Here is a 21,618-nt window from a genome sequence, read left to right on the forward strand (position 1 = left end):
TCTTACAAACGTGATCACTAAATAATTCGCGACATATAAAACGCCCTACAAAGTAGACATGCATAAATGCAAACTTTGTAGGGCGCTTTTCATTTCTATAATCCATATGATTCAATTTTCAGTTATACGCCACCTGACCAACCAACAGCTGTAAATATATAAAGTACGATGGAACCAACTACTAGCCATACGATGAATAGTGGTATCATAAATTTGAACCATGAGCCAAAGTTTGCTTTAGCAATCGCAATGGCACCTATCGTAGCACCTAAAGTAGGCGTAATTAAGTTTCCTAGCCCACCACCAAAAGATAAAGAAGTTAATAAAATTTGATCATTAACACCTAATGTGTCTGTTACCGGTTGTAATATCGGTACCATGACACTCATAAGACCTGAACCTGATGGAACTAAGAAGTTAAAGACCGTTGCCACTAAAAATACGATTACAGAAACAATACCTGAAGATGCACCATCAAGTTGTGTTGTAAGTGTGTGAACAATCGTGCTAAGAATTTGTCCTTTTTCCAAAATAACACTTATCGTATTCGCCATGATAATAGCAAACGCAACGACCAACATTGGCTTTGCACCTTCTAAAAATCCGTCGACCATTTCGCTAGGCGTTTTGCTTTTTACAATATAAGCCAATACAAAACTTATTCCGAATATAGTAATAAATACACCATTTCCGTACTTTTCTGTCCAGCTAAACAAACCATTTCCTAAAGCTAAGACAATTGGCGTTAAGACAACTAATGCAACGACGATACTGTCTCTCCAATTGACTTGTCTATCCTCGGTAGCCATTTCATGATGCGCTGTTTGAGTTATATCTTGTCGCCATTCACTTGTATTCATCACACTTTTACTGGGATCTTTTATTACTCTTCTTGCATACCAAATAACATACAATAAAGTAACAATTAAGAATACGCCATACATAATTGCTCTTCCACCATAACCCGAATATAATGCAACCTCAGGATATACAATTTGTCCTATCTTTGCCATACCGGATGGAGATACTGAAAAAGCCATGTACAATGGTAAAAAGGTAATCGCTAATGCCATGATTGGATCTAGTTTCAATCGATTCACTAAAATGACACCTAATGTTACAAATACAATCATTTGATCTCCACCAATAAAGAAACCAATAAATGCCATTAATGAAAATAAGCCAATAATAAGTGGCAATGCGCCGGCATGTTCAAAGCGATAAATCATATAATTCGTTAATTTTTTTACAGAATCAAGATATAATATACCTCCCATTGCACCACCGATAAACAGTAATAAGGTTACTGTTTGTGCTGATTGAATACCGCCGTTTAAAATGAGTGTTATAGCATAAATTGGATTCACTGGATTTTGATCAATAGCATGATATGTGCCTTGAATAATTGAACCATCTTTATTAGTATCAAATGCACCTGCAGGAATAATATAGGTCAAGAAACAAGCAAACATCATCATGATTAACATGATTAATAAAACGTGAGGAAATTCGAATTTTTTCTTAGTCTTTACTGCTATATGATCAGAAGTCTGATTTACATTTTGATTACTGCCATTTTGATATGATGTTGTGCTTGATTCTGACATACGGATTCACTCCTTTTATAATAAAAAATAGACACAACTGTATATAACATAGATGTGTCTATCTATATAAGTACGTATATTTAATTATTGCGTTACATGTGACTGACTATATCTATTTTCTTTAAATGGAATACCTATGTGATCACGTAATGTATCACCTTGATACTCCTGAGTATAATAACCTTTTTGTTCTAATATCGGTAAGACATGATTGATAAATTCATCATAAACCGCACCATAAATATGTGGTCCAAATATAAAGCCATCTGCTGCACCATCTTCAAACCATTCAATAATTAAATCGGCAACCTTTTCATATGTGCCCATGAATGGAGAACGGCGGACAGTTTCTTCTAAGGCAACTTCTCGTAAAGTAAGCTGATGTTCCTTAGCGCGAGCTGCGATCGCATCTGCAGTAGCACGGAAACTATTTTGTCCAACTTCGCCAAGCTCTGGGAATGGCGCGTCTAAATCATATTGACTAAAATCATGATGATCATAATATCTTCCTAAATAATCTAACGCCTCATCAATATTAGCTAATGATTTTATTTCCTCAAATCGAGATTCAACTTCATTTTCAGTTTCACCAATAATCGGTGCTAATATAGGGTATACTTTCACTTCATTAGGATTACGTCCAAATGCTTTTGCTTGCGCTTTGATACTATCATAATTGCTTTGAGCGATTTCTTTGGATTCACCTAACGTAAATACTGCATCCGCATATTTAGCTGCGTAAGCCTGACCTTTCGGAGATGCACCAGCTTGGAAAATGACCGGTTGACCTTGTTCAGAACGGCTTGCATTTAGTGGACCTTTGACCTGAAAATACTTACCTTTGTAATCTAAAGTATGCATTTTATCTTTATCAAAATACTCACCTTTTTCCACATCAAAAGTAAATGCATCGTCCTCATATGAATCCCATAAGCCTTGAACTACTTGAATATGCTCTTCGGCAATATCATATCTAATATCGTGTTCCGGATGGTCACCTTTACTATAATTATCTGCACTACCTGCAAGTGGTGATGTAACTACATTCCAACCTGCACGTCCATGGCTAATTCTATCTATTGTTGCTAACTGACGTGCTACTGTAAATGGTTCACTATAAGACGTTGAAATTGTCCCTACTAAACCGATATTTTTTGTAACTGGTGCAAGGGCAGCCAGCAATGTAAGTGGTTCATGTCGATCTAAAAAATGAGGTATCGATTTCTCATGTATATATAACCCATCGGCAACAAATACAAAGCTAAAACCTGCTGCTTCTGCTCTCTTAGCAATTTCCAACTGAAAATCAAAATTTGTACTCGCATCATCAGGCACTTCATTCGATTTCCAAGCATGCATATGACTACCTGGCCCGTTAAGCATAATTCCAAAATCTATTTTTCCTTTAGTCATACTATCCCTTCTTTCTCGTTAATCACATGCTTTGCAGGTGACATTTGTTTAACTGTTTTCATTCGTAATTCATGATTTCGAACCGGTATGTGTAACATAAATTCATCTATCAATCCATCGACATTTAATTGTTGCAATTGTTGTTTTACTTCGCTTGCTGAACCATCTAATACTTCAATTTTTTTAGTTTCAACTTCAAATGTTTCCGTACTTTGTTCTGTAAATGTGTCTAATTGTTGTTTCGTATTGACTGTAATTTTCCGACCGTCTTTGAAATGAAGAGCATAATTTGTGCGCCCTTCTTCTACCAAAGCCTTATCTGATTCACTTTCAGTCACTACTGTAGCTACACCCACGATAACTCTTCCCTCAGGATATTGTGCTTTATATGCTTTAATCGACTGATGTAACACGTCAATATTAGAATTAATAAAAAATGCATATACAAAACCTACTTTTTCGTCAGCAGCAAATTGTGCTGAATTTTCACTTCCTCCAAGTAAGTAAAGTTCTGGTGACGGAATTTCATTATTACGTATAGATGTTTGTAGCTGACTATATGCTTCTTCATCTGTGAAATCATTTTTATTAAAACGATTTAATAAGTGAAATTTTTCGTTAAAAGTTGTTTGCGGAGATTTTAATTCAGATTGTAATGCTTGAGTTGCTAAAGGAAAACCACCCGGCGCTTTTCCTATACCTAAATCCACTCTTCCAGGTGCAATATTGCTAATCAAATGAAATTGCTCAATCACTTTAAACGGACTATAGTGTTGTAACATAACGCCGCCCGATCCCACTCGAATACGTTTCGTTTGATTTAGTAAATGTGTCACTAATATTTCTGGACTCGTTCCAGCGACTTCAGGTATATTGTGATGCTCTGCAACAAAGTATCTTGTGTAATTTTCTGTATCGGCAAGTTGAGCTAATTCAACTGTACGTGCGATACCATCCCTAACAGTTTCATCAGTATCTATTGGACTTTGATCTAAAATACTCATTGATGTCATACATGAACCCTCCCAATCAATTTTCTGAATATTATATTAATAGTAATACTATGCCTGTCTCGCATATTTGTCAAGTATTCCTATCGTTTTAATAAGGATTTAAAATAACAATAATGACAGGTCATTAATTCACGTTCATATCTGATTAATGACCTGTCTTATATAGTTTCATTTATTTATAAATATTGTTGGTTGGTATATTGAATAGACCTTACCAACACTCGCATATATGAATTTAAATAATCTATACTATAACGCTGTATAACCGCCGTCGATTGTAACAACACTTCCAGTCACAAACGATGAAGCATCAGACGCTAAATATAATGCAGCACCTTGTAATTCTTCTGGAACACCTGGTCTACCAAGTGGTGTGAATTTCATCCATGTATCAATCATATCTCCGCCTTGTGCGAAATAATCTTTTGTAAGTTCTGTCTTCATGTATCCTGGTGCAATAGAATTTACACGAATACCATGTTCAGCCCATTCACTTGCTAAACTTTTCGTAAACATAATGACAGCACCTTTCGATGTATTATAGGCAGCTTGAGGTTGTGGCGTATTCACTATAATACCTGACATTGAAGATGTATTAATAATTGATCCTTTTTTCTGTTCTATCATCACTTTACCAACTACTTGTGAGACTAATACCATACTGTTAATATTTACATCCATATTTTTTACCCAACGATCGTATGGCATATCTTCAAATTTAACATGTTCATTAATACCTGCATTATTAAATAAAATATCAATACGGCCAAATGTATCCACGACATCTGTAACCATTTGTTCAACATCCGATATGCTTGTAACGTCTACTTTACATGCGATTGCTTTGTTACCTGTTTCATTTTCAAATTCAGCAGCTGTCTCCTTGGCCAATTCTAAATTTATGTCAGCAATGACTAAGTTTGCGCCCGCTTCGGCTAACCCTTTACCCATAGCTTTACCTAATCCAGAAGCACCACCCGTAACAATTGCCACTTGGTTATCTAATTTAAACTTATCGAAAACACTCATATTGTAACCTCCATTATTTCCTTATGTTATTACTAATTGTAGGATAAAATAATTAATTAAGATAGTGCAAACGCTTACTAAATTTAAAAATAATAAAGTGAGACCGGCATCACAGTTTCTAAAAGTGATTCCAGTCCCACATTCACCTCATTAAACGTAATTTAATGTGACCATTCTAATGCATGTTCCGTCTCTTCATTTGTCTCAATTTCATCGATGTCTATCATTGATTCTGAAATATTTCTCGAATGATAACCGATACGTTCTAATATACCTATCATATCAAGATATAATAAACCACCTTCTGGTGTACACTCACCTGAACTTAGTCTCTTAATATGTTTTTTCCTTAAATCATGCTCTAAACGATAAGACTCATTACTTATTTTCACAATTTCATCTCGTTTGACCCTGTCATAGACATCAAACATATCGATTGTTTTGTCAAAAGATGTCGTTACATGATCATACAATCGATTGATACTCGCTTCTGCTTTTTCAGAAATTTGAACTTGATTCGTTTGTTCTTTTTTCTTATCTAATAAATAAGCTTCAGATAATCCTGCCACTTTCAATATTGTTCGGTTTACATCTTGAAGTACCGTCATTCTTTCCGCATCTTTTTTAGATAATTTCTTTTCAGATATCTTAGTTAAATATTGACGTACATTATCATTCATATTATCTATAGCCGCGTGTTTATGCATGATGTCTCTTTCTTTTTTATCATCATATTCATTTACATTCTTAAGCATAGAAAATGTCATGTGCCCAATATTTTGAATTTCTTCTTGAGCCTCTTGGAGAGCAATGCTCGGTGCTCTATTAATAAGATTTCTGTCTAAATTTCTAGGTTTATATTTTTCATTTAAATCTTCACCTGGAACAATTTTAGTCACTACCCATGCGAGTACAAAAATAAACGGTAATTGTATTAATGTATTGGTAACGTTGAATGTACCATGTGCAAAAGCAATAACCATTTCCGGTTTTAAGTTGAGCAGACTTTGCATCCATTCAATAGCCATTTGATATAGTGGCAGTATAATTAAGAATATAGATGCGCCTATAACATTAAACATGACGTGCACCGCTGCAACACGTTTAGCTGCCAGTGAGCCAGCAAGACTCGCTAATACTGCAGTGATCGTCGTACCTATATTATCACCAAGTAAAACTGGTAATGCGCCATGTAAACTAATCAAGTCATTTGCAAAAAAGCCTTGTAAAATACCGATTGTTGCACTTGAACTCTGAATAACTACAGTCAATATTGTTCCTGCGATAAGGCCATAAATTGGATTAGAAGACATATCCAACATCAATTGTTTAAAACCTTCTAAATCAGCTAAAGGTTTAACTGCGCCACTCATCAGTTCTAAGCCATAAAACAATGCACCAAAACCAAATAGGATCATCCCTATATTTTTCACTTTACGTTTTTGAATAAAGAACATTAAAAATGCACCAATAGCTAAAATAGGAAGCGCATAAGCACCAATGTCTATACCTATAATAAATGCTGTAACCGTCGTACCTATATTGGCACCCATGATTACTCCTATTGCTTGACGCATGGTCATAAACCCTGCACTTACTAGCCCAATTGTAATTACAGTAGTTCCCGAGCTACTTTGAATTAAAATCGTTACAATCATACCGGCAAGTACACCCATGATTGGATTACTTGTAAATGTATTTAAAATGTTTCTAAGACGATCACCCGCAGCTGCCTGTAGACCATCACCCATTTGTTTAATTCCGTATAAAAATATACCTAAACCACCTATAAAAGTAAAAATAATCTCCATTACTGAAGAATCCATCATTACACCTCTTTGAATTATTTGTAAACCATGTTAATTGTATCTAATTTTTGTTAAGTCAATGTTAAACAAATATTAAAATATAAGGTAAGTTAGTCAATAAATTTGTAATCATATTGCAAGGAGATAATAAATTTCCTTAAAAGACTGGCGCAATCGAACTTTACCTTATTGATTATTTTAATTAATATTAAAAATCCTAATCGATTTTTTTAGTATCGACTCAAATTTAAAACTTGCTTATTTTTATTGATGCCGCTTTACGTTTATGACTGTCATCATGTTATCAATTGAAGTGACACATAATGATAAGTGCTTTCTCCAATTTTTTACGTAAACAAAAAAAAGAGCCTGGGTATCAATAGATGTCTCAGACTCAAAAATTTATTATATTTATTTTTATGACGGAATTTCAGTACGTTTACCACTATGTTTTCTTATCATAGCAGCACTAATAGAAGATACAATACCAAAGATGATAAATCCTACAAACATCCACATTGTAGCATTCATTTCTAACGGTTGATTCATATAAAGTAATTCTCTTAAGTACTCACCATAGTGTGTAAATGGATTCCAACTTACAATATAATCTTGATAGAACTTAGGTAGCATTTGTTTAGGGAACATAACTAATTGCATACTAAAGAACATTGCAATAAAGAATATTGGTATAGATTTCATACCTAACCAAGTCATTACACCTAAAATAAGTCCAATAAATCCTAACAGTGCAATTGAGACAAATACGGCTATTTTATTAATGTCAGGGAAATCAAACCCTTGTACGGCGGACATAAAGTAAACATAGCCAAAGCCACCAATAAATGCTGTAAGTACACCCACACCTAATTGACCTAAAGATGCAATTAAACGGTGAGAAATTTTAATATTGTCAGATGTTCTAAAGGCAAAGAATAACAAGATTGATGCCACAATTGAACTGATCCACACTGGCATAAACATTAAGAAAGAAGCATTACCATTACCTTGATGATCTTTCACTTTGTGCACTTGTTTATCAGCTACTTTTACAGGATTTGTCAGTGCTTCAATTTCATTAGCACTCACTTTTACATCTTGCTTTTCTAAAGTATCTAAACTTTGTTGCGTGATTTGTTTATTTAAATTGTCACCAATACCTTTTAGTACATTAGATGAAATTTGAGATGCCTGCATATTTGCACCCTTATTAGTTATCGTTTTAAACTCTGCACGTTTAACTATAATATCTTGAGAAGCACCTGATTTAGCCATTTGACTTTGCATTTGTTTGGCTTGTTCTGGTGGTATTTCACCTGATTTAACTTTATCTTGCATTTCTTGTTTTTTGCTATCCATCACTACTTTTTGAGTTTGACTCATAGCATGTTTTGAAAAATCTTTTTCGAAAATCGCTGCGCCATAATATTTTCGTTCGTCTAGTCCTTTTCGTACGTCTTTTTCATTATCAACCTTTACCCATTTTACTGTATCAGAATCACTATCTAAGAGTTTATCCTCTAAATTTTTCCCGATATTAATATCTTTATTTTGTATAGAAGTACCTTCATCATGATTAACGATTGCTATTGGTAATTCCTTAGGTTTTGGATTATATGCTGGATAAAATGCAATTGAAAAAATTGCAAGTATGATTAGAATTGCTATAGGTGCAATCCATAATAATTTACTTTTAAAAATATTCATATTAACTTACCTCCTTCTTAAACACCTTGTTGATTAATAACTACTTTGTTTATTATAATGAGATTGTTTCAATAAACAATATGCAATGATAGCCATTATGTCCGTTTTTGAACATTTTTACTTAAATTGTCTATTAACGTACAAGGAGTTGACAATATATGATTGAAGATCGACGTGTTCGTAAAACGAAACAAGCAATTAAAAATGCATTCATTCAATTATTAAATAAAAAAGATTTAGAAAAAATCACGATACAAGATATCACAGAATTAGCAGATATTAACCGTGGCACTTTTTATTTACATTATGAAGATAAATATATTTTACTTTCAGATATGGAAGATGAGTATATCAGTGATTTAGCAGATGATATGCTTTTCTACAAAGATATGACAAGAGGGCTCAACATTGAAGCTTTCGCTAAAGTCTTTTCAGAGAAAGTGCTAAAAAATATCATGATTTATATCAATAAAAATATCGAGTTTTATCAAATTATTTTTAAATTAGAGCGAAAGAGTCATATAGAAGAAAAAATATCAGAACTCATGTTTGAGAATATGTCTAAGAATGTTAATGATGACCATAGCATTTCTGGTATACCGTTAGATTACTTTCATAGTTATGTTTTTGGTGCTACGATTTCTTTTATTAAACACTGGGTTCAAGATACAAATAGAAAGGAACCTGACATTGTCGTTGGCTACTTATTTAAAATTATTTTTAATGGTCCATTGCGCTTAATGGCAAACGGACAATTAAAATAATGAATTGTATGCTTGTCAATATCATGTTTCTTCGCTAACATTAAAAAGAATTTCAAAGAAAGGACATCATTGTCTTATGATAACTGCTTACAAGCATTCACAAACCCAAGAAATTGTTCATACTGAATTAGATCAAACCGCTTCATGGATAAATGTTGTTGATCCAAATTGGGAAGAAATAGAAACTTTAATCAATCGTTATGATATTCCTGAAGATTTCATTCGCGATCCACTAGATTCAGAAGAAAGCGCCCGTGTAGATTACGATGACGATACACGCTACTCGCTTATCATACTAGATTTACCTGTTGTTAATGACACAAACTTGAAAGTATTGTCATTTATTACGATTCCTTTAGGTATTATTATCGGTAATAAAAAGATTATTACTGTTTGTAATGTAGAAAATGAATTTCTTGATAATTTTGCACGCCAAAATATTAACTTACATTTTCACAGTCGTTTTGCATTAAATATATTATTGACCATTTCAAATCACTATAACAGAAACTTGAGATTACTTAATAAAACGCGTCTACGTATAGAACGTGACCTAAAAAATAACGTCACAAACAAACAGTTATATAATTTAATGGAAGTAGAAAAAAGTTTAGTCTATTTTTTAGCCGCGCTAAAAGGAAACGAAAGCATAATCAAAAAATTATTTAGGTTGCCAGCCATTAAACGTTTTGATGAAGACGAGGATATATTAGAAGATTTAGTTATAGAAAATAACCAAGCATTAGAAACAACAAGACTTTATACAGATATCTTAGAAAGTATTACAACATCATATGCTTCCTTACTTTCAAATGAAATGAACAATACCATGAAGACGTTAACGCTTTTCACAGTATTTTTAACTTTACCAACATTAGTATTTAGCTTTTTTGGGATGAACGTCCCCTTACCAATCAATGATCACAGTTACATCTCATGGATTATTGTGATCGGCATTTCACTTATCATTGTATCAATTGTCGGCGCATTTTTATGGCGAAAACAAAAGTTATGATTCTTAATTAAAATGTAGTAATTAAATACACAATCCTCATTTTCAAATATGATTTCATATGAATATTTAAGTACTTATATGATCAAAAAGGTTCGTTCATTTTTAGAGTAATAAAGAAAACGGTAGTTTCTATTTTATTTCAATAGAAATTACCGTTTTCTTAGTTTATGTTGTCAGTTTTGGAGTTATATGGCACAAATTTTGTGCTTTAAATGGCGCAAAGCAGGTAGACAATTATATAACTGTTTACCTGCTTTCTTTTATAACATTTCTTTAATTATTCTATAAATGGAACTCCTACTTAATCCCGTCATTTGAGCAATTTCTTCACCTGTATATTTATCACTATCATATAGTTGTTTAATATAATACCTTTGGCTTTTTTCAACTTTTTGAGGTCGTCCTCCTTTTCGACCTTTTTCTCTAGCGGCTTTCAAACCATTTGACGTTCTCTCTTGCACTAGAACTTTTTCGGATTCTAGCAACATTTGGAATACTCTAATAAAGTATTGCCCATATTCATTTTGAGTCTTTATATTCAGATTAAGTACTTCTAAATGGAGGTTTTTCGATATTATTTCGTTATCTATGAAGTCCATAAACTGTTTTGGCGTTAATCCCAAAGTTTTTAAGTCATTTATAACTAAAATATCATTCTCTTTTAATTCTTCTAAACAACTTTTAAGTTCTATTTGGTTTTTACTATAAATATTTACTTTCTCAGAAAAAACTAAATCACATCCATTGATTAACAAATGAGTTATCTCAACATCTAAATTTTGGTCAGTATAAGGTACACGTGCATATCCTATTTTTCTCATATACTACAGCCCTTTCAAATTACTCATTTTCTCCTATTAGTAAGCCATCTCTAGCAGTTTCTATCACTTCAACATTTATTTTATTCAATTCGTTAATCTCCATAATTCGTATAATTTGAGAAAATAATCTTTGTACTAATCTAAAATTACCATTCGTAATTTTTATTACCGTATTAATAGATTCATAATCTTCAAAATCCTCATAACTTAAAGGTAAGGAAAGCTCCTCCCACCTATATTCTAAAACGTGTTTTAATTCATCGTTGCTTAATTTTTCAAATTGATGACTAAAACCAATACGGGAATATAATTGAGGATACCTTGACAATCGTTTTTCTATACCTGGCATACCGATTAAAACAACACCAATATCAAGTTGATCATAAATATCTCTAATAATCTCTAGTGTTTTATAATTTAGTCTATCAACTTCATCAATAATAATTAAATCAATTTCATAATTACTTGGTTGTAATCTAACAAGTTCTTCTAATCCGTTAAATTCCTCTTGTCTTTTTAATGATCGATATCCAATTTTCCCTAATGTTAATTCACTAGCCAAGTTTAATAATTCTTTATAAATTCTTGAAGGTCTAACAGGAGGGGCAGTATAAAAAATGGTTTTGCAATTTAGAAATTGATCATCATGTACATTACTTCCTTTATCATCAGCTTTTTGATAATTAGTAATGATTGGGTTTACATAGTCCCAATTTGCATAATATTGTGCAGAAAATGTTTTACCTACACCGGGATTTCCGTAACAAACCCCCATATATTTATACTTAGCGCAATTATCACAAAATTCTTCAAATCGACGGTACTGCTTTGTTTCAACAAAAGTTTTATTAGTCATTTTTATACCTCTTTAGTTTTGACTTTTTAACTTGTTTTGCGTTATTACTTAATTCTTCATTTGATAGTTTGGGACGATTAAGATTTTGAACGAGGTGACGTGTACGAGTAATACTTTTTCCTAACTCTCTTTTTTTATTTGCTCTTAGTCTTTCGATTTCTTTTATACTTATACTTTGGTTTTCTAAATCACTGCAATATGCAATACTTAAAAATTGATTGTTTAAATAGACTCGAATTTCTGAAATATCTTGAGGATCATATCTTATAAAAACTTCTTCTGTTATATAAGCAATGAGGTTAGTAGAAAAATACCTTAGTCCTTTAAAATAGATACCATCTTTGTGTATTTTTCTAGGTTTGCTTGTAGTTAATAATAGTAAATCTAATAATTCTCTAGATTCAGGTAATTGTGGGAGAAAGTCTGGTTGATTCCATTTCTGCATCGGTTTTTCTTTTGTTGTTCCATGTTTACGATAATGATATTCGTTTATTATAAAGTGCTCAAACTTATTATTAAACTCTTCCAAAGTAAGATGTTTTCTTGACTTTTTACTTTTTGTATAACCAGGAAGTAATTGAAGAAACATTAAATTAACTGTTTGAAAAAAACGTTCTATTTTTCCTCTGCCTTTTGGTATACCTATTTTGGAATATATCAGTTCTATTTTGAGGTTAGCTGATACTTGTTGCATATGTTCTGAGGTATAATCTTTGCCATGATCAGTATAGAATTTTTCTGGTATGCCACAAATTGGCCAATTTGAATTTCCTTTTTTCCATATTGCTTGTCTTAGAACAAGTGCTGTTCTTTCAGTGTCTGGTGATCCAAACTCTATTCTGAAACCTGCAATTGCTCTGCTATAATCATCTAAAACAATTGTTAACCAAGGTCTTTCAATTTCATTCTTTTCATTTAATACTTCTATATCCAACATAGTATGATCAGCTTGCCAAATTTCATTGGGACGTTGGCACTCACGTAAAAATATACCATCGTATTTTTCAGCATACTTTTTTGAGTTCATATTTGAATAAGCTTTTAAGTTTTCAGGTATTCGCTTAATAATATTATAAACTTGGTAATAACTAGGTTCAGGAATCCTCTTATTGTTACACCACTGCTTTGTTTTGCGATATATAGAAGCTATAGAAATTCCTCTGTTACTGAAATTACTCGTTCTGAACAAAATTGATAATATCTCCATCTATCTTTATTCGATGTTTATCTTTTCTCGTTTTATCTGTAAGGCCAGCTAATCCATCATTTTTGTATCTATTAATCCAATTATAAAGCGTACGCTTTGGTATTTTTGCTGATTTGCTAACTGTTCTAACTGATTTTAAGTTTTTTAAATAAGGTTCAAGGACACGATATCTTTCCATAGCTTTTTTACGTTCTTCTTCTGTAAAGTCAGCTAAATTTTGAATCATTTCAGCACCTCCATTAAAAAAAGGAAGCATACTGTTATGCTCCCTAATTTAATTGTTAATGATACGCCATTAACAACAGCCTTTATTATTCTGTTGATCTTTACTTGTATTCTCTTTTTTACTCTCTTTATTTTCTTCAATTTCAACGGAACAACAAGCTTGCTCTTTAGGTTTTAATTTAGAAATAGCTTTTTTAAATGCGTTTTTTTCCATTTTAACACCTCCTTTAATTGTTATTTAGCAACCACATGATGTGTCGCAACATTCTTCTATATCAATAGCTTCTTCATTTTCATTGATAAATTCAAAAACATCTTTATAAGGCGACTGTTTTAATATATTAAGTGTTTTTTCACATACAAAAGTTCTTTCTCCACGCTCAAATATATGATCATCATCTTCAATATGTTTAAATGGACCTTTATATATAACAGATTGTCCTTTATCAATACAAGGACCTTCTTTACCTTTATGAGCTATAATCGTCATGCTTCTAAAATCAATACCTTCTATAGTAGTCCATGTACTTTCACGTTTATCTATTTCTACACCGTAAAATCCTACATTTTCGAAAGCTTCAATAAAAGATTTTTCTTCAATAGCGCCTGAATAACAACCACTCCACAAGTCTTCATCTTGTCTCAATTGTTCTGGTACTTCTACGCTAGAAACAATATCTGAGATAACGGCTTTTCCACCATCTTTTAAAACACGATAAATTTCCTTGAAAAGTTCCTCTTTTTCTTCAGTTGAAACTAAGTTTAGAACACAGTTAGATATAACCACGTCTATGCTATTATCTTTTATCATAGTCATTTCGTTTTCTAAGTAATTAATATATTGATTGATAGATTGATAAGTACCTAAATCTCTAGCAGGGTGCTCTTGTAAATATTTATCTAATACTTCTAAATCTAATTTTAAATTTTGAATCTTTCATTTATAAAAACTTACATTGTCATAACCAATTTTTTCAATCATTTGATTTTGATATTTTTTAGCAAGATTTAACATATCATCATTCATATCTACGCCAATAACTTTACCTGTTTCACCGACAATTTGAGAAACTATATAAGGAACTTTTCCTCCGCCAGAACCTAAATCCAAAACGGTATCTCCTTCTTGAATCTTACCTAAAGGATCGCCACAGCCATAATCTTTTTCTATGATTTCATCGGGTATGATTTTTAAGTATTTCGTATCATACTCTACTGGACAACATAAATTTTCTTCATGATTTTTTGCAGCATTTCCATATCTATTAATTACTGACGTTTCTGGATTCATTAATTTATCCCCCTTAAATTTAAATAATCATATTAACAATTAGTCCTGTAGCAATGGCTACAACTAAAATTGCGATAACGAATGATATTACAAATTTTTTCTTGAATAACTTAGATAGCAATACGACTTCTGGAATACTTGCGCCAGCACCACCAATTATTAATGCTACTACTGTTCCTAGCGACATACCTTTTGATACTAATGCTTCGGCTATAGGTAACATTGTTTCTGGTCTGATATACATAGGGATACCGATAACAGAAGCAATAAAGACCGATATAAAACCATCACCACTTGCATACTTAGTTATAAATTCTTCAGGTATGAATCCGTATATAAAGGCGCCAATAAATACACCAATAAATAGATAAGGTAACATTGGGTATAAAAATGCCCACGCATCGTTTAATGCTTGTTTAAAACGAGATCCTGATTTATTAGCAAAAAAGCCATCACCTTTAACATTGACCCCTTTATAACTTTCAGCTAAATTCATTTTTGAAAACACTAAACCTGTTAAAATACTGAAAATTGCTAGTACTACAAAATAAACAACAGCTACTTTCCACCCTAATAATGCCCATAACATAAATATCATTAATGGATTCATTAACGGTGAAGCAATTAAGAAACTCATTGCTGGACCAAAAGGAACTTTGGAATTTAATAGACCTGCAAGTATTGGAATAGTTGAACAAGAGCAAAATGGTGTAACAGCACCAAATATCATACCTAATATATAATTGACGGCTTTATTAGGTTTGCTCAAAAGCTTTTTAATTTTTTCTTCTGAAACAACTTGTTGAATCAGACTTACTATAAAACTCACTACTATAAATAGTAATAATAATTCAAAAAATAACATCAGAAATGTTTTTATGAATTCCATAATTGAATCTACCATTAGTATAACGCCTCCGAATTTATTTAATCAACTTTTCTTGATATAATAATCAAAAAAAATTGATTAATTCTATGTTAAAAAGAAGATACTTAAAGTATCTTACAGCAAGTATCTTCTTTTAAAACCACCTGTATTTGTTGCTCATTAATTTTATAATAATTCCATGTGCCATGCTTTTCAGCAATAAGAATATTTGCATCTACTAATTTTTTTAAATGATAGGAAAGTTTAGATTGTTTTAATGCTAATAATTCTTCTAGATCACAAACACATAAAGATTTTGAATCACTTTGACGTATTGAATGTAGAATTTTAAGTCTGATTTTATCAGCTAGCGCATTAAACATCTGTTCATAAAAGTCTAATTGTTCTTCCTCAGTTCTATTAGGACTGGACTGAATAATTTCCATTAAATAATCACCTCTCTTATATATAGATATTTCTATTTTTGTTTGAGTTCTTGTATTGCTTGATTAAAATGAGTTTTTGTTATTTTACCATACATGTCAGGTTCACCTTTAAAGAACTCATTTTTCATATATGATATAGCTTCTTTTAAAGAAACTTCTCTTGATATCATAATTAGATTTAAGTAGCTAACAAAATAATCAACAGATAATGTACCTGCATGATTTATTCTCATAAAATCGAACTCCTTTATAAAATACTAAAACAATACATCAATTTTTTTTGATGTATTAACTATAAATTATTAATGCAACTTTTGCAAGTTATTAAATTCTGTTATTTAGGGTTTACCCTAATCGAACAATAAAAAATACTTGTAAAATGCTATTTTCGTTTGTATGATTAGGGTGTATGAAAAAGGGGTGCTAAAAATGATAGTTGGTTATGCAAGAGTTTCGACCATTGATCAAAATTTAGATAGGCAAATTGAAAATTTGCAATCTTTTGGTGCTGAGAAAATTTTCACAGAAAAACAATCAGGTAAATCTATAGAAAACAGACCTGTTTTTCAAGAAGTATTAAATTTTTTAAGAATGGGAGATCGTTTAATTGTTGAATCTATTGATAGACTAGGAAGAAATTACGAGGAAATAATTCAAACAGTTAATTACTTAAAAGATAAAGAAGTTCAGCTCATGATAACGAGTTTACCTATGATGAATGAAGTCATTGGAAATCCACTACTAGATAAATTTATGAAAGATTTAATTATTCAAATTTTAGCAATGATTTCAGAACAAGAAAGAAATGAAAGTAAACGTCGACAAGCTCAAGGGATTCAAGTCGCCAAAGAAAAAGGTATATATAAAGGGAGACCTGTTCTGTATTCTCCCAATGCTAAAGACCCACAAAAGCGTTTAGTTTATTACCGAGTTGTTGAATTACTTGAACAGGGTAAATCTATAAGTACTATAGCTAAAGAAGTTGGTATTACACGTCAAACTATATATAGAATAAAAAATAGTAAATAAAATAACATAGACAATAATCTATATAGATGTTAATCTATTTAATGTCTAGGAGGTTTATTCATGTCTTATAAAGAACTATCAACAATATTAAAAATTTTATCAGATCCAAGTAGGTTAGAAATATTAGATTTACTTTCTTGTGGTGAGCTATGCGCTTGTGACTTATTAGAACACTTTCAATTCTCACAACCTACACTAAGTCATCATATGAAGTCATTAGTAGATAATGAATTAGTTACAACACGAAAAGACGGCAATAAACATTGGTATCAACTTAATCATGCTATTTTAGATGATATTATCCAAAACTTGAACATCATTAATACATCTAATCAAAGATGTGTATGTAAAAATGTGAAATCAGGTGACTGTTGATGACTATTTTAGCAATTGTAATTTTTCTTTTAACTTTAACCTTTGTGATTTGGCAACCAAAAGGTTTAGATATTGGTATTACAGCTTTAATTGGAGCTGTTGTTGCCATCATTACAGGAGTCGTAAGTCTTTCTGATGTATTAGAAGTAACAGGTATTGTTTGGAATGCAACTTTAACTTTTGTGGCTGTTATTCTTATTTCATTAATATTAGATGAAATTGGTTTTTTTGAATGGTCTGCGATACATATGGTCAAGGCTTCAAACGGTAATGGCTTAAAAATGTTTGTTTTTATTATGTTACTTGGGGCAATTGTAGCAGCATTTTTCGCAAATGATGGTGCAGCTTTAATCTTAACGCCTATTGTATTAGCGATGGTAAGGAATCTAGGATTTAATCAAAAAGTGATTTTCCCCTTTATTATTGCCAGTGGTTTTATTGCTGATACTACATCACTTCCCTTAATTGTAAGTAACTTAGTTAATATCGTTTCTGCAGATTACTTCGATATTGGATTTATTGAATATTTTAGCCGAATGATCATTCCTAATATATTCTCTCTGATTGCTAGTATTCTCGTTTTATGGTTATATTTCAGAAAATCCATACCTAAAACGTTCGATACAGAAAATCTATCAGATCCTAAAAGTGCAATTAAAGATTCTAAGTTATTTAAGCTTTCATGGATAGTATTAGCAGTACTACTCGTTGGATATCTTGTTAGCGAGTTTATCCAAATTCCTGTATCAATTATTGCTGGTATTATTGCTTTTATCTTTGTAATATTAGCTCGTAAATCTAAAGCAGTTCATACAAAACAAGTGATTAAAGGTGCACCATGGAATATCGTTGTATTCTCTATTGGTATGTATCTTGTTGTGTTTGGACTAAAAAATGTAGGTATTACAACGATCCTTGGGGATGTTTTAACAAACATTTCAAATTATGGGTTATTTAGCAACATCATGGGTATGGGCTTTATAGCTGCTTTCTTATCTTCGATTATGAACAACATGCCAACTGTTTTAATAGATGCAATAGCGATTGGCCAATCCAGTGCTACAGGAATATTAAAAGAAGGCATGGTTTATGCGAATGTCATAGGTTCTGATTTAGGACCTAAAATTACGCCAATTGGTTCTTTAGCAACATTATTGTGGCTACATGTCTTAACACAAAAAGGTGTGAAGATTTCGTGGGGAACATACTTTAAAACTGGAATTATCATCACTATTCCAGTCCTATTTGTAACACTCTTAGGTTTATACCTTACACTAATCATATTTTAAGAAAAGGGGCTTTAATTATGGATAAGAAAACAATTTATTTTATATGTACAGGAAACTCTTGTCGTAGCCAAATGGCTGAAGGTTGGGGAAAGGAAATATTGGGTGAAGGTTGGAATGTCTATTCTGCTGGTATTGAAACACATGGTGTTAATCCTAAAGCAATAGAAGCTATGAAAGAAGTAGATATTGATATATCAAACCATACGTCAGACTTGATTGATAATGATATTTTAAAACAATCAGATTTGGTCGTAACGTTATGTAGTGATGCAGACGATAATTGTCCTATTTTACCACCAAACGTTAAAAAAGAGCATTGGGGTTTTGATGATCCAGCAGGTAAAGAATGGTCAGAATTCCAACGTGTTAGAGACGAGATTAAATTAGCTATAGAAAAGTTTAAATTGAGATAATCATAAACACCTCTTATTTAGTTAATAAGAGGTGTTTTGCCATTTAAAGAACAAAATTTGTGCCATATAACTCCAAAACTGACATATATATAGATATAAAAAGAGAGTGTACAGAAAATGGTTATTTTCTGTACACTCTCTATAATAATGTATAATATTTATTAAAAGATATCTTGTTAATTATGTTAGTTGAATAATTTTAATACCCGAGGAGTGGAATACTTTGGATGAAAAAATAACAGATATACGTATAATAAAATCAAGAGAAAAGATAGAAAGTGCTTTAGTAAGCTTATTGAATACATATAACTTTGATGAAATATCAGTAAAAGATATTTGTAAAAGGTATTAAAGAAAATTCGGCCTTTCTGGTACGTCCAGATTGTTATGTGTCTGTAACTACTGATGTTCAAAATCTGGAACCAATAAAAAATATGATTCATAAGTATAGTATTCGTCACTTAAACTAAATAGTCCAAAATAGAGAGAAGAGAATTGCAATGTTCAAATTGCATTTCTCTTTCTTATTTATTAAGTAAAAATATTCTCATATATCAAGTAAAGTGGCACCAACGTGTTAGAGATGAAATAGGTAATACAATTAAAGATTTTAGTAAAAACATCAAGTAGATACTTGATGTTTTTTACTACTACTTCACTGATTTCAAACTTAATAAATTAATTGACAAGAGTATTTACACATATTAAAATCGAATTGCGATATCGTAATTCGATTTTAAGTAAGGAGAGATATATTGAAAAGTAAAATACAACGAAAACTATTTTTAGGATTTATCTATATCCATATATTACATCATGCAAAAGAAGATAAAATATATGGGGCTTGGATGATTAAAGAATTAGAAGAACATGGTTATAATATGAGTCCTGGTACCCTTTATCCAATATTCCATACACTAGAAAACGAGAACCTTTTAAAAAGTACCACGAAAACTGTAAATGGAAAAAATAGAAAATACTATTCAATAACTCCAGAAGGTGAAAAGTTTTTAGAAGAATCTAGAGAAAAATTAAAAGAGTTAACCAACGAAATATAAGGAGACCTTTATGTATAAATATATAAATATTTTTTTTGTTGCATTAAAACTTGGTTTATTATCATTCGGTGGACCTACTGCCCATTTAGGCTATTTTTATGATGAATATGTAAAAAAAAGAAAATGGCTTGATGAAAAAGAGTATTCTGATTTGGTAGCACTATGCCAGTTTTTACCTGGCCCTGCAAGTAGCCAAGTAGGTATTGGTATAGGAACTATAAGAGCCGGCATCGGAGGAGGTATTATCTCATTTATCGGATTTACGCTCCCATCTGTAATTATACTAATGATTTTTTCAGCGCTATTTACAAATAGTGATGTAAGTTTCACTTGGATGCAAGGTTTAAAACTAGTAGCTGTTGCTATTGTAGGCCAAGCTATTATAGGAATGGGCAAAAAATTAACAAATACCAAAACCACTATTGCATTAGCATTATTTGTTCTTATATTATCGTTAGTAATAAATAATCTTTATATACAAGTCATTGCACTATCAATAACTGGTGTATATGGTCTCATCTTTCTAAAACAAACATCAACAGATAGAACCAAAATAAAAAACAAATCATTTAAGTTACCTAAAAAATTAGGTTTTGTTTCATTATTATTATTCTTTTTACTATTAATTGTATTACCTATCGCTAGTTCTATGACAAATAATCTATGGTTAAAAATGTTTGATAGTTTTTATAGATCAGGTTCTTTAGTTTTTGGAGGAGGACATGTTGTCTTACCTTTATTGAAAAATGAGTTTGTACCATCAGGATTAATATCACCCGATAACTTCATAACGGGTTATGCTGCTGCTCAAGCTGTACCCGGACCGTTATTTACGTTTGCTTCATACATTGGTATGTCTATGGAAGGGATTGGAGGAGCAATTTTGGCTACTATTGCTATTTTCCTACCAGCATTTCTTTTGTTATTTGGAATTTTGCCATTCTGGGATAATATTAAATCTAATATTTATGCTGAAGGATTTTTAAAAGGGATAAGTGCAGGCGTAGTCGGTATTCTTATTGCTGCTTTTTATAACCCAATTTGGACTTCAACGATTAAATCAGAATTAGATTTTGCTTTAGCCAGCTCATTGTTCATATTATTAATGTATTTTAAATTACCTTCTTGGGCTATTGTTTTGATAGGTATTATTTTAGGTGTTTTATTTTATTAATATAAATCAATGAATATAAACAATAATTAAAATACTTATATTCTATACGAGTCTGGGACATAAATCCCAGGCTCCTTTTATAACTTTATAAACTAAACACTATAGACAATATTAATTTATTTAATATTATTTATGCCATTTAAAGAACAAAATTTGTGCCATATAACTCCAAAACTGACAATGTTTTCAACTTGTAATCTATAACAACTT

The 21,618-nt window shown here is 31.4% G+C and carries 22 protein-coding genes and 1 pseudogene; 8 read left to right on the top strand and 15 right to left on the bottom strand.

Features of this window, described 5'->3' with window-relative positions:
* Positions 1–122: 122 nt before the first annotated feature.
* The 6 genes from ACP7BT_RS07725 to ACP7BT_RS07750 form a co-directional block, all read right to left on the bottom strand.
* Positions 123–1,607 (bottom strand): Na+/H+ antiporter NhaC family protein, encoded by a 1,485-nt coding sequence (locus tag ACP7BT_RS07725; protein WP_041079205.1) that lies wholly within the window; start codon positions 1,605–1,607, stop codon positions 123–125.
* Between the two features lie 84 nt (positions 1,608–1,691).
* Positions 1,692–3,020 carry an LLM class flavin-dependent oxidoreductase gene (locus ACP7BT_RS07730; protein WP_002482471.1) on the bottom strand — a complete coding sequence of 443 codons (1,329 nt, stop codon included), beginning with the start codon at positions 3,018–3,020 and terminating at the stop codon, positions 1,692–1,694.
* Positions 3,017–4,033 (bottom strand): LLM class flavin-dependent oxidoreductase, encoded by a 1,017-nt coding sequence (locus ACP7BT_RS07735; RefSeq protein ID WP_002482470.1) that lies wholly within the window; start codon positions 4,031–4,033, stop codon positions 3,017–3,019. Before ACP7BT_RS07735 ends, ACP7BT_RS07730 begins: the two co-directional genes overlap by 4 nt.
* 249 nt (positions 4,034–4,282) lie before the next feature.
* Positions 4,283–5,062 (bottom strand): SDR family NAD(P)-dependent oxidoreductase, encoded by a 780-nt coding sequence (locus tag ACP7BT_RS07740; RefSeq protein ID WP_002482469.1) that lies wholly within the window; start codon positions 5,060–5,062, stop codon positions 4,283–4,285.
* 161 nt (positions 5,063–5,223) lie between these two features.
* Positions 5,224–6,888, bottom strand: coding sequence for a Na/Pi cotransporter family protein (locus ACP7BT_RS07745; RefSeq protein WP_041079207.1), 1,665 nt, complete (start codon positions 6,886–6,888; stop codon positions 5,224–5,226).
* A gap of 399 nt (positions 6,889–7,287) precedes the next feature.
* The gene (locus ACP7BT_RS07750) at positions 7,288–8,577 is read right to left on the bottom strand and encodes a YhgE/Pip domain-containing protein (protein WP_041079209.1); all 1,290 of its coding nucleotides are present in this window, start codon (positions 8,575–8,577) and stop codon (positions 7,288–7,290) included.
* 158 nt (positions 8,578–8,735) lie between these two features.
* On the opposite strand from ACP7BT_RS07750, the gene ACP7BT_RS07755 reads away from it, so the two are divergent.
* Together ACP7BT_RS07755 and ACP7BT_RS07760 are read left to right on the top strand one after the other, a co-directional pair.
* Positions 8,736–9,341 (top strand): TetR/AcrR family transcriptional regulator C-terminal domain-containing protein, encoded by a 606-nt coding sequence (locus tag ACP7BT_RS07755; RefSeq protein ID WP_041079210.1) that lies wholly within the window; start codon positions 8,736–8,738, stop codon positions 9,339–9,341.
* Between the two features lie 76 nt (positions 9,342–9,417).
* A complete protein-coding gene (locus tag ACP7BT_RS07760; RefSeq protein WP_041079211.1) occupies positions 9,418–10,356 on the top strand; it encodes a magnesium transporter CorA family protein in 939 nt (312 codons plus the stop codon).
* Positions 10,357–10,616: 260 nt separating this feature from the next.
* Here ACP7BT_RS07760 and ACP7BT_RS07765 read toward each other — a convergent pair whose 3' ends face one another.
* From ACP7BT_RS07765 to ACP7BT_RS07805, 9 genes and pseudogenes are all read right to left on the bottom strand, one after another.
* The gene (locus ACP7BT_RS07765; protein WP_041079213.1) at positions 10,617–11,177 is read right to left on the bottom strand and encodes a recombinase family protein; all 561 of its coding nucleotides are present in this window, start codon (positions 11,175–11,177) and stop codon (positions 10,617–10,619) included.
* Positions 11,178–11,196: 19 nt separating this feature from the next.
* Positions 11,197–12,033 carry an AAA family ATPase gene (locus ACP7BT_RS07770; protein WP_031588352.1) on the bottom strand — a complete coding sequence of 279 codons (837 nt, stop codon included), beginning with the start codon at positions 12,031–12,033 and terminating at the stop codon, positions 11,197–11,199.
* Positions 12,026–13,240 (bottom strand): Mu transposase C-terminal domain-containing protein, encoded by a 1,215-nt coding sequence (locus ACP7BT_RS07775; protein WP_426303757.1) that lies wholly within the window; start codon positions 13,238–13,240, stop codon positions 12,026–12,028. The genes ACP7BT_RS07770 and ACP7BT_RS07775 overlap by 8 nt, the downstream gene beginning before the upstream one ends.
* Positions 13,206–13,496 (bottom strand): helix-turn-helix domain-containing protein, encoded by a 291-nt coding sequence (locus ACP7BT_RS07780; protein ID WP_235304900.1) that lies wholly within the window; start codon positions 13,494–13,496, stop codon positions 13,206–13,208. Before ACP7BT_RS07780 ends, ACP7BT_RS07775 begins: the two co-directional genes overlap by 35 nt.
* A gap of 39 nt (positions 13,497–13,535) precedes the next feature.
* On the bottom strand, positions 13,536–13,679 hold the full coding sequence (locus ACP7BT_RS07785; protein ID WP_088401729.1) for a hypothetical protein: 144 nt from the start codon (positions 13,677–13,679) through the stop codon (positions 13,536–13,538).
* Between the two features lie 24 nt (positions 13,680–13,703).
* Positions 13,704–14,756 (bottom strand): annotated as a pseudogene (locus ACP7BT_RS07790) (methyltransferase domain-containing protein).
* A 19-nt stretch (positions 14,757–14,775) separates the two neighbouring features.
* Positions 14,776–15,660 (bottom strand): permease, encoded by an 885-nt coding sequence (locus ACP7BT_RS07795; protein WP_041079216.1) that lies wholly within the window; start codon positions 15,658–15,660, stop codon positions 14,776–14,778.
* An 89-nt stretch (positions 15,661–15,749) separates the two neighbouring features.
* The gene (locus ACP7BT_RS07800; RefSeq protein WP_031588348.1) at positions 15,750–16,070 is read right to left on the bottom strand and encodes an ArsR/SmtB family transcription factor; all 321 of its coding nucleotides are present in this window, start codon (positions 16,068–16,070) and stop codon (positions 15,750–15,752) included.
* Between the two features lie 32 nt (positions 16,071–16,102).
* Complete coding sequence (locus ACP7BT_RS07805) at positions 16,103–16,303, bottom strand: hypothetical protein (protein WP_031588347.1); 201 nt, start codon at positions 16,301–16,303, stop codon at positions 16,103–16,105.
* Between the two features lie 196 nt (positions 16,304–16,499).
* On the opposite strand from ACP7BT_RS07805, the gene ACP7BT_RS07810 reads away from it, so the two are divergent.
* From ACP7BT_RS07810 to chrA, 6 genes are all read left to right on the top strand, one after another.
* Positions 16,500–17,099, top strand: a complete 600-nt coding sequence (locus tag ACP7BT_RS07810; protein ID WP_031588332.1) for a recombinase family protein — start codon at positions 16,500–16,502, stop codon at positions 17,097–17,099.
* Between the two features lie 60 nt (positions 17,100–17,159).
* Entirely contained in the window at positions 17,160–17,474 is a 315-nt protein-coding gene (gene arsR / locus ACP7BT_RS07815) for an As(III)-sensing metalloregulatory transcriptional repressor ArsR (protein ID WP_000120603.1), read from the top strand.
* The gene (gene arsB, locus ACP7BT_RS07820; protein ID WP_162835587.1) at positions 17,471–18,763 is read left to right on the top strand and encodes an arsenite efflux transporter membrane subunit ArsB; all 1,293 of its coding nucleotides are present in this window, start codon (positions 17,471–17,473) and stop codon (positions 18,761–18,763) included. The genes arsR and arsB overlap by 4 nt, the downstream gene beginning before the upstream one ends.
* Positions 18,764–18,780: 17 nt before the next feature.
* Positions 18,781–19,176 (top strand): arsenate reductase (thioredoxin), encoded by a 396-nt coding sequence (gene arsC, locus ACP7BT_RS07825; protein WP_003756625.1) that lies wholly within the window; start codon positions 18,781–18,783, stop codon positions 19,174–19,176.
* A gap of 755 nt (positions 19,177–19,931) precedes the next feature.
* The gene (locus ACP7BT_RS07830; RefSeq protein WP_041079224.1) at positions 19,932–20,234 is read left to right on the top strand and encodes a PadR family transcriptional regulator; all 303 of its coding nucleotides are present in this window, start codon (positions 19,932–19,934) and stop codon (positions 20,232–20,234) included.
* Positions 20,235–20,244: 10 nt separating this feature from the next.
* The gene (gene chrA, locus ACP7BT_RS07835; RefSeq protein ID WP_041079225.1) at positions 20,245–21,408 is read left to right on the top strand and encodes a chromate efflux transporter; all 1,164 of its coding nucleotides are present in this window, start codon (positions 20,245–20,247) and stop codon (positions 21,406–21,408) included.
* Positions 21,409–21,618 lie beyond the last annotated feature (210 nt).

Origin of the sequence: Staphylococcus sp. Y174-1 (genome assembly GCF_049897865.1) — a bacterium.
GTDB classification, from domain to species: domain Bacteria; phylum Bacillota; class Bacilli; order Staphylococcales; family Staphylococcaceae; genus Staphylococcus; species Staphylococcus saprophyticus.

Coding starts and splice junctions, on each gene's coding strand:
- ACP7BT_RS07795 (WP_041079216.1), bottom strand. CDS start 15,660: ATGGTAGATTCAATTATGGAATTCATAAAAACATTTCTGATGTTATTT.
- ACP7BT_RS07745 (WP_041079207.1), bottom strand. CDS start 6,888: ATGGATTCTTCAGTAATGGAGATTATTTTTACTTTTATAGGTGGTTTA.
- ACP7BT_RS07780 (WP_235304900.1), bottom strand. CDS start 13,496: ATGCTTCCTTTTTTTAATGGAGGTGCTGAAATGATTCAAAATTTAGCT.
- arsC (WP_003756625.1), top strand. CDS start 18,781: ATGGATAAGAAAACAATTTATTTTATATGTACAGGAAACTCTTGTCGT.
- ACP7BT_RS07765 (WP_041079213.1), bottom strand. CDS start 11,177: ATGAGAAAAATAGGATATGCACGTGTACCTTATACTGACCAAAATTTA.
- ACP7BT_RS07725 (WP_041079205.1), bottom strand. CDS start 1,607: ATGTCAGAATCAAGCACAACATCATATCAAAATGGCAGTAATCAAAAT.
- ACP7BT_RS07750 (WP_041079209.1), bottom strand. CDS start 8,577: ATGAATATTTTTAAAAGTAAATTATTATGGATTGCACCTATAGCAATT.
- ACP7BT_RS07730 (WP_002482471.1), bottom strand. CDS start 3,020: ATGACTAAAGGAAAAATAGATTTTGGAATTATGCTTAACGGGCCAGGT.
- arsR (WP_000120603.1), top strand. CDS start 17,160: ATGTCTTATAAAGAACTATCAACAATATTAAAAATTTTATCAGATCCA.
- ACP7BT_RS07810 (WP_031588332.1), top strand. CDS start 16,500: ATGATAGTTGGTTATGCAAGAGTTTCGACCATTGATCAAAATTTAGAT.
- ACP7BT_RS07760 (WP_041079211.1), top strand. CDS start 9,418: ATGATAACTGCTTACAAGCATTCACAAACCCAAGAAATTGTTCATACT.
- chrA (WP_041079225.1), top strand. CDS start 20,245: ATGTATAAATATATAAATATTTTTTTTGTTGCATTAAAACTTGGTTTA.
- ACP7BT_RS07775 (WP_426303757.1), bottom strand. CDS start 13,240: ATGGAGATATTATCAATTTTGTTCAGAACGAGTAATTTCAGTAACAGA.
- ACP7BT_RS07800 (WP_031588348.1), bottom strand. CDS start 16,070: ATGGAAATTATTCAGTCCAGTCCTAATAGAACTGAGGAAGAACAATTA.
- ACP7BT_RS07785 (WP_088401729.1), bottom strand. CDS start 13,679: ATGGAAAAAAACGCATTTAAAAAAGCTATTTCTAAATTAAAACCTAAA.
- ACP7BT_RS07770 (WP_031588352.1), bottom strand. CDS start 12,033: ATGACTAATAAAACTTTTGTTGAAACAAAGCAGTACCGTCGATTTGAA.
- ACP7BT_RS07805 (WP_031588347.1), bottom strand. CDS start 16,303: ATGAGAATAAATCATGCAGGTACATTATCTGTTGATTATTTTGTTAGC.
- ACP7BT_RS07735 (WP_002482470.1), bottom strand. CDS start 4,033: ATGACATCAATGAGTATTTTAGATCAAAGTCCAATAGATACTGATGAA.
- ACP7BT_RS07740 (WP_002482469.1), bottom strand. CDS start 5,062: ATGAGTGTTTTCGATAAGTTTAAATTAGATAACCAAGTGGCAATTGTT.
- ACP7BT_RS07755 (WP_041079210.1), top strand. CDS start 8,736: ATGATTGAAGATCGACGTGTTCGTAAAACGAAACAAGCAATTAAAAAT.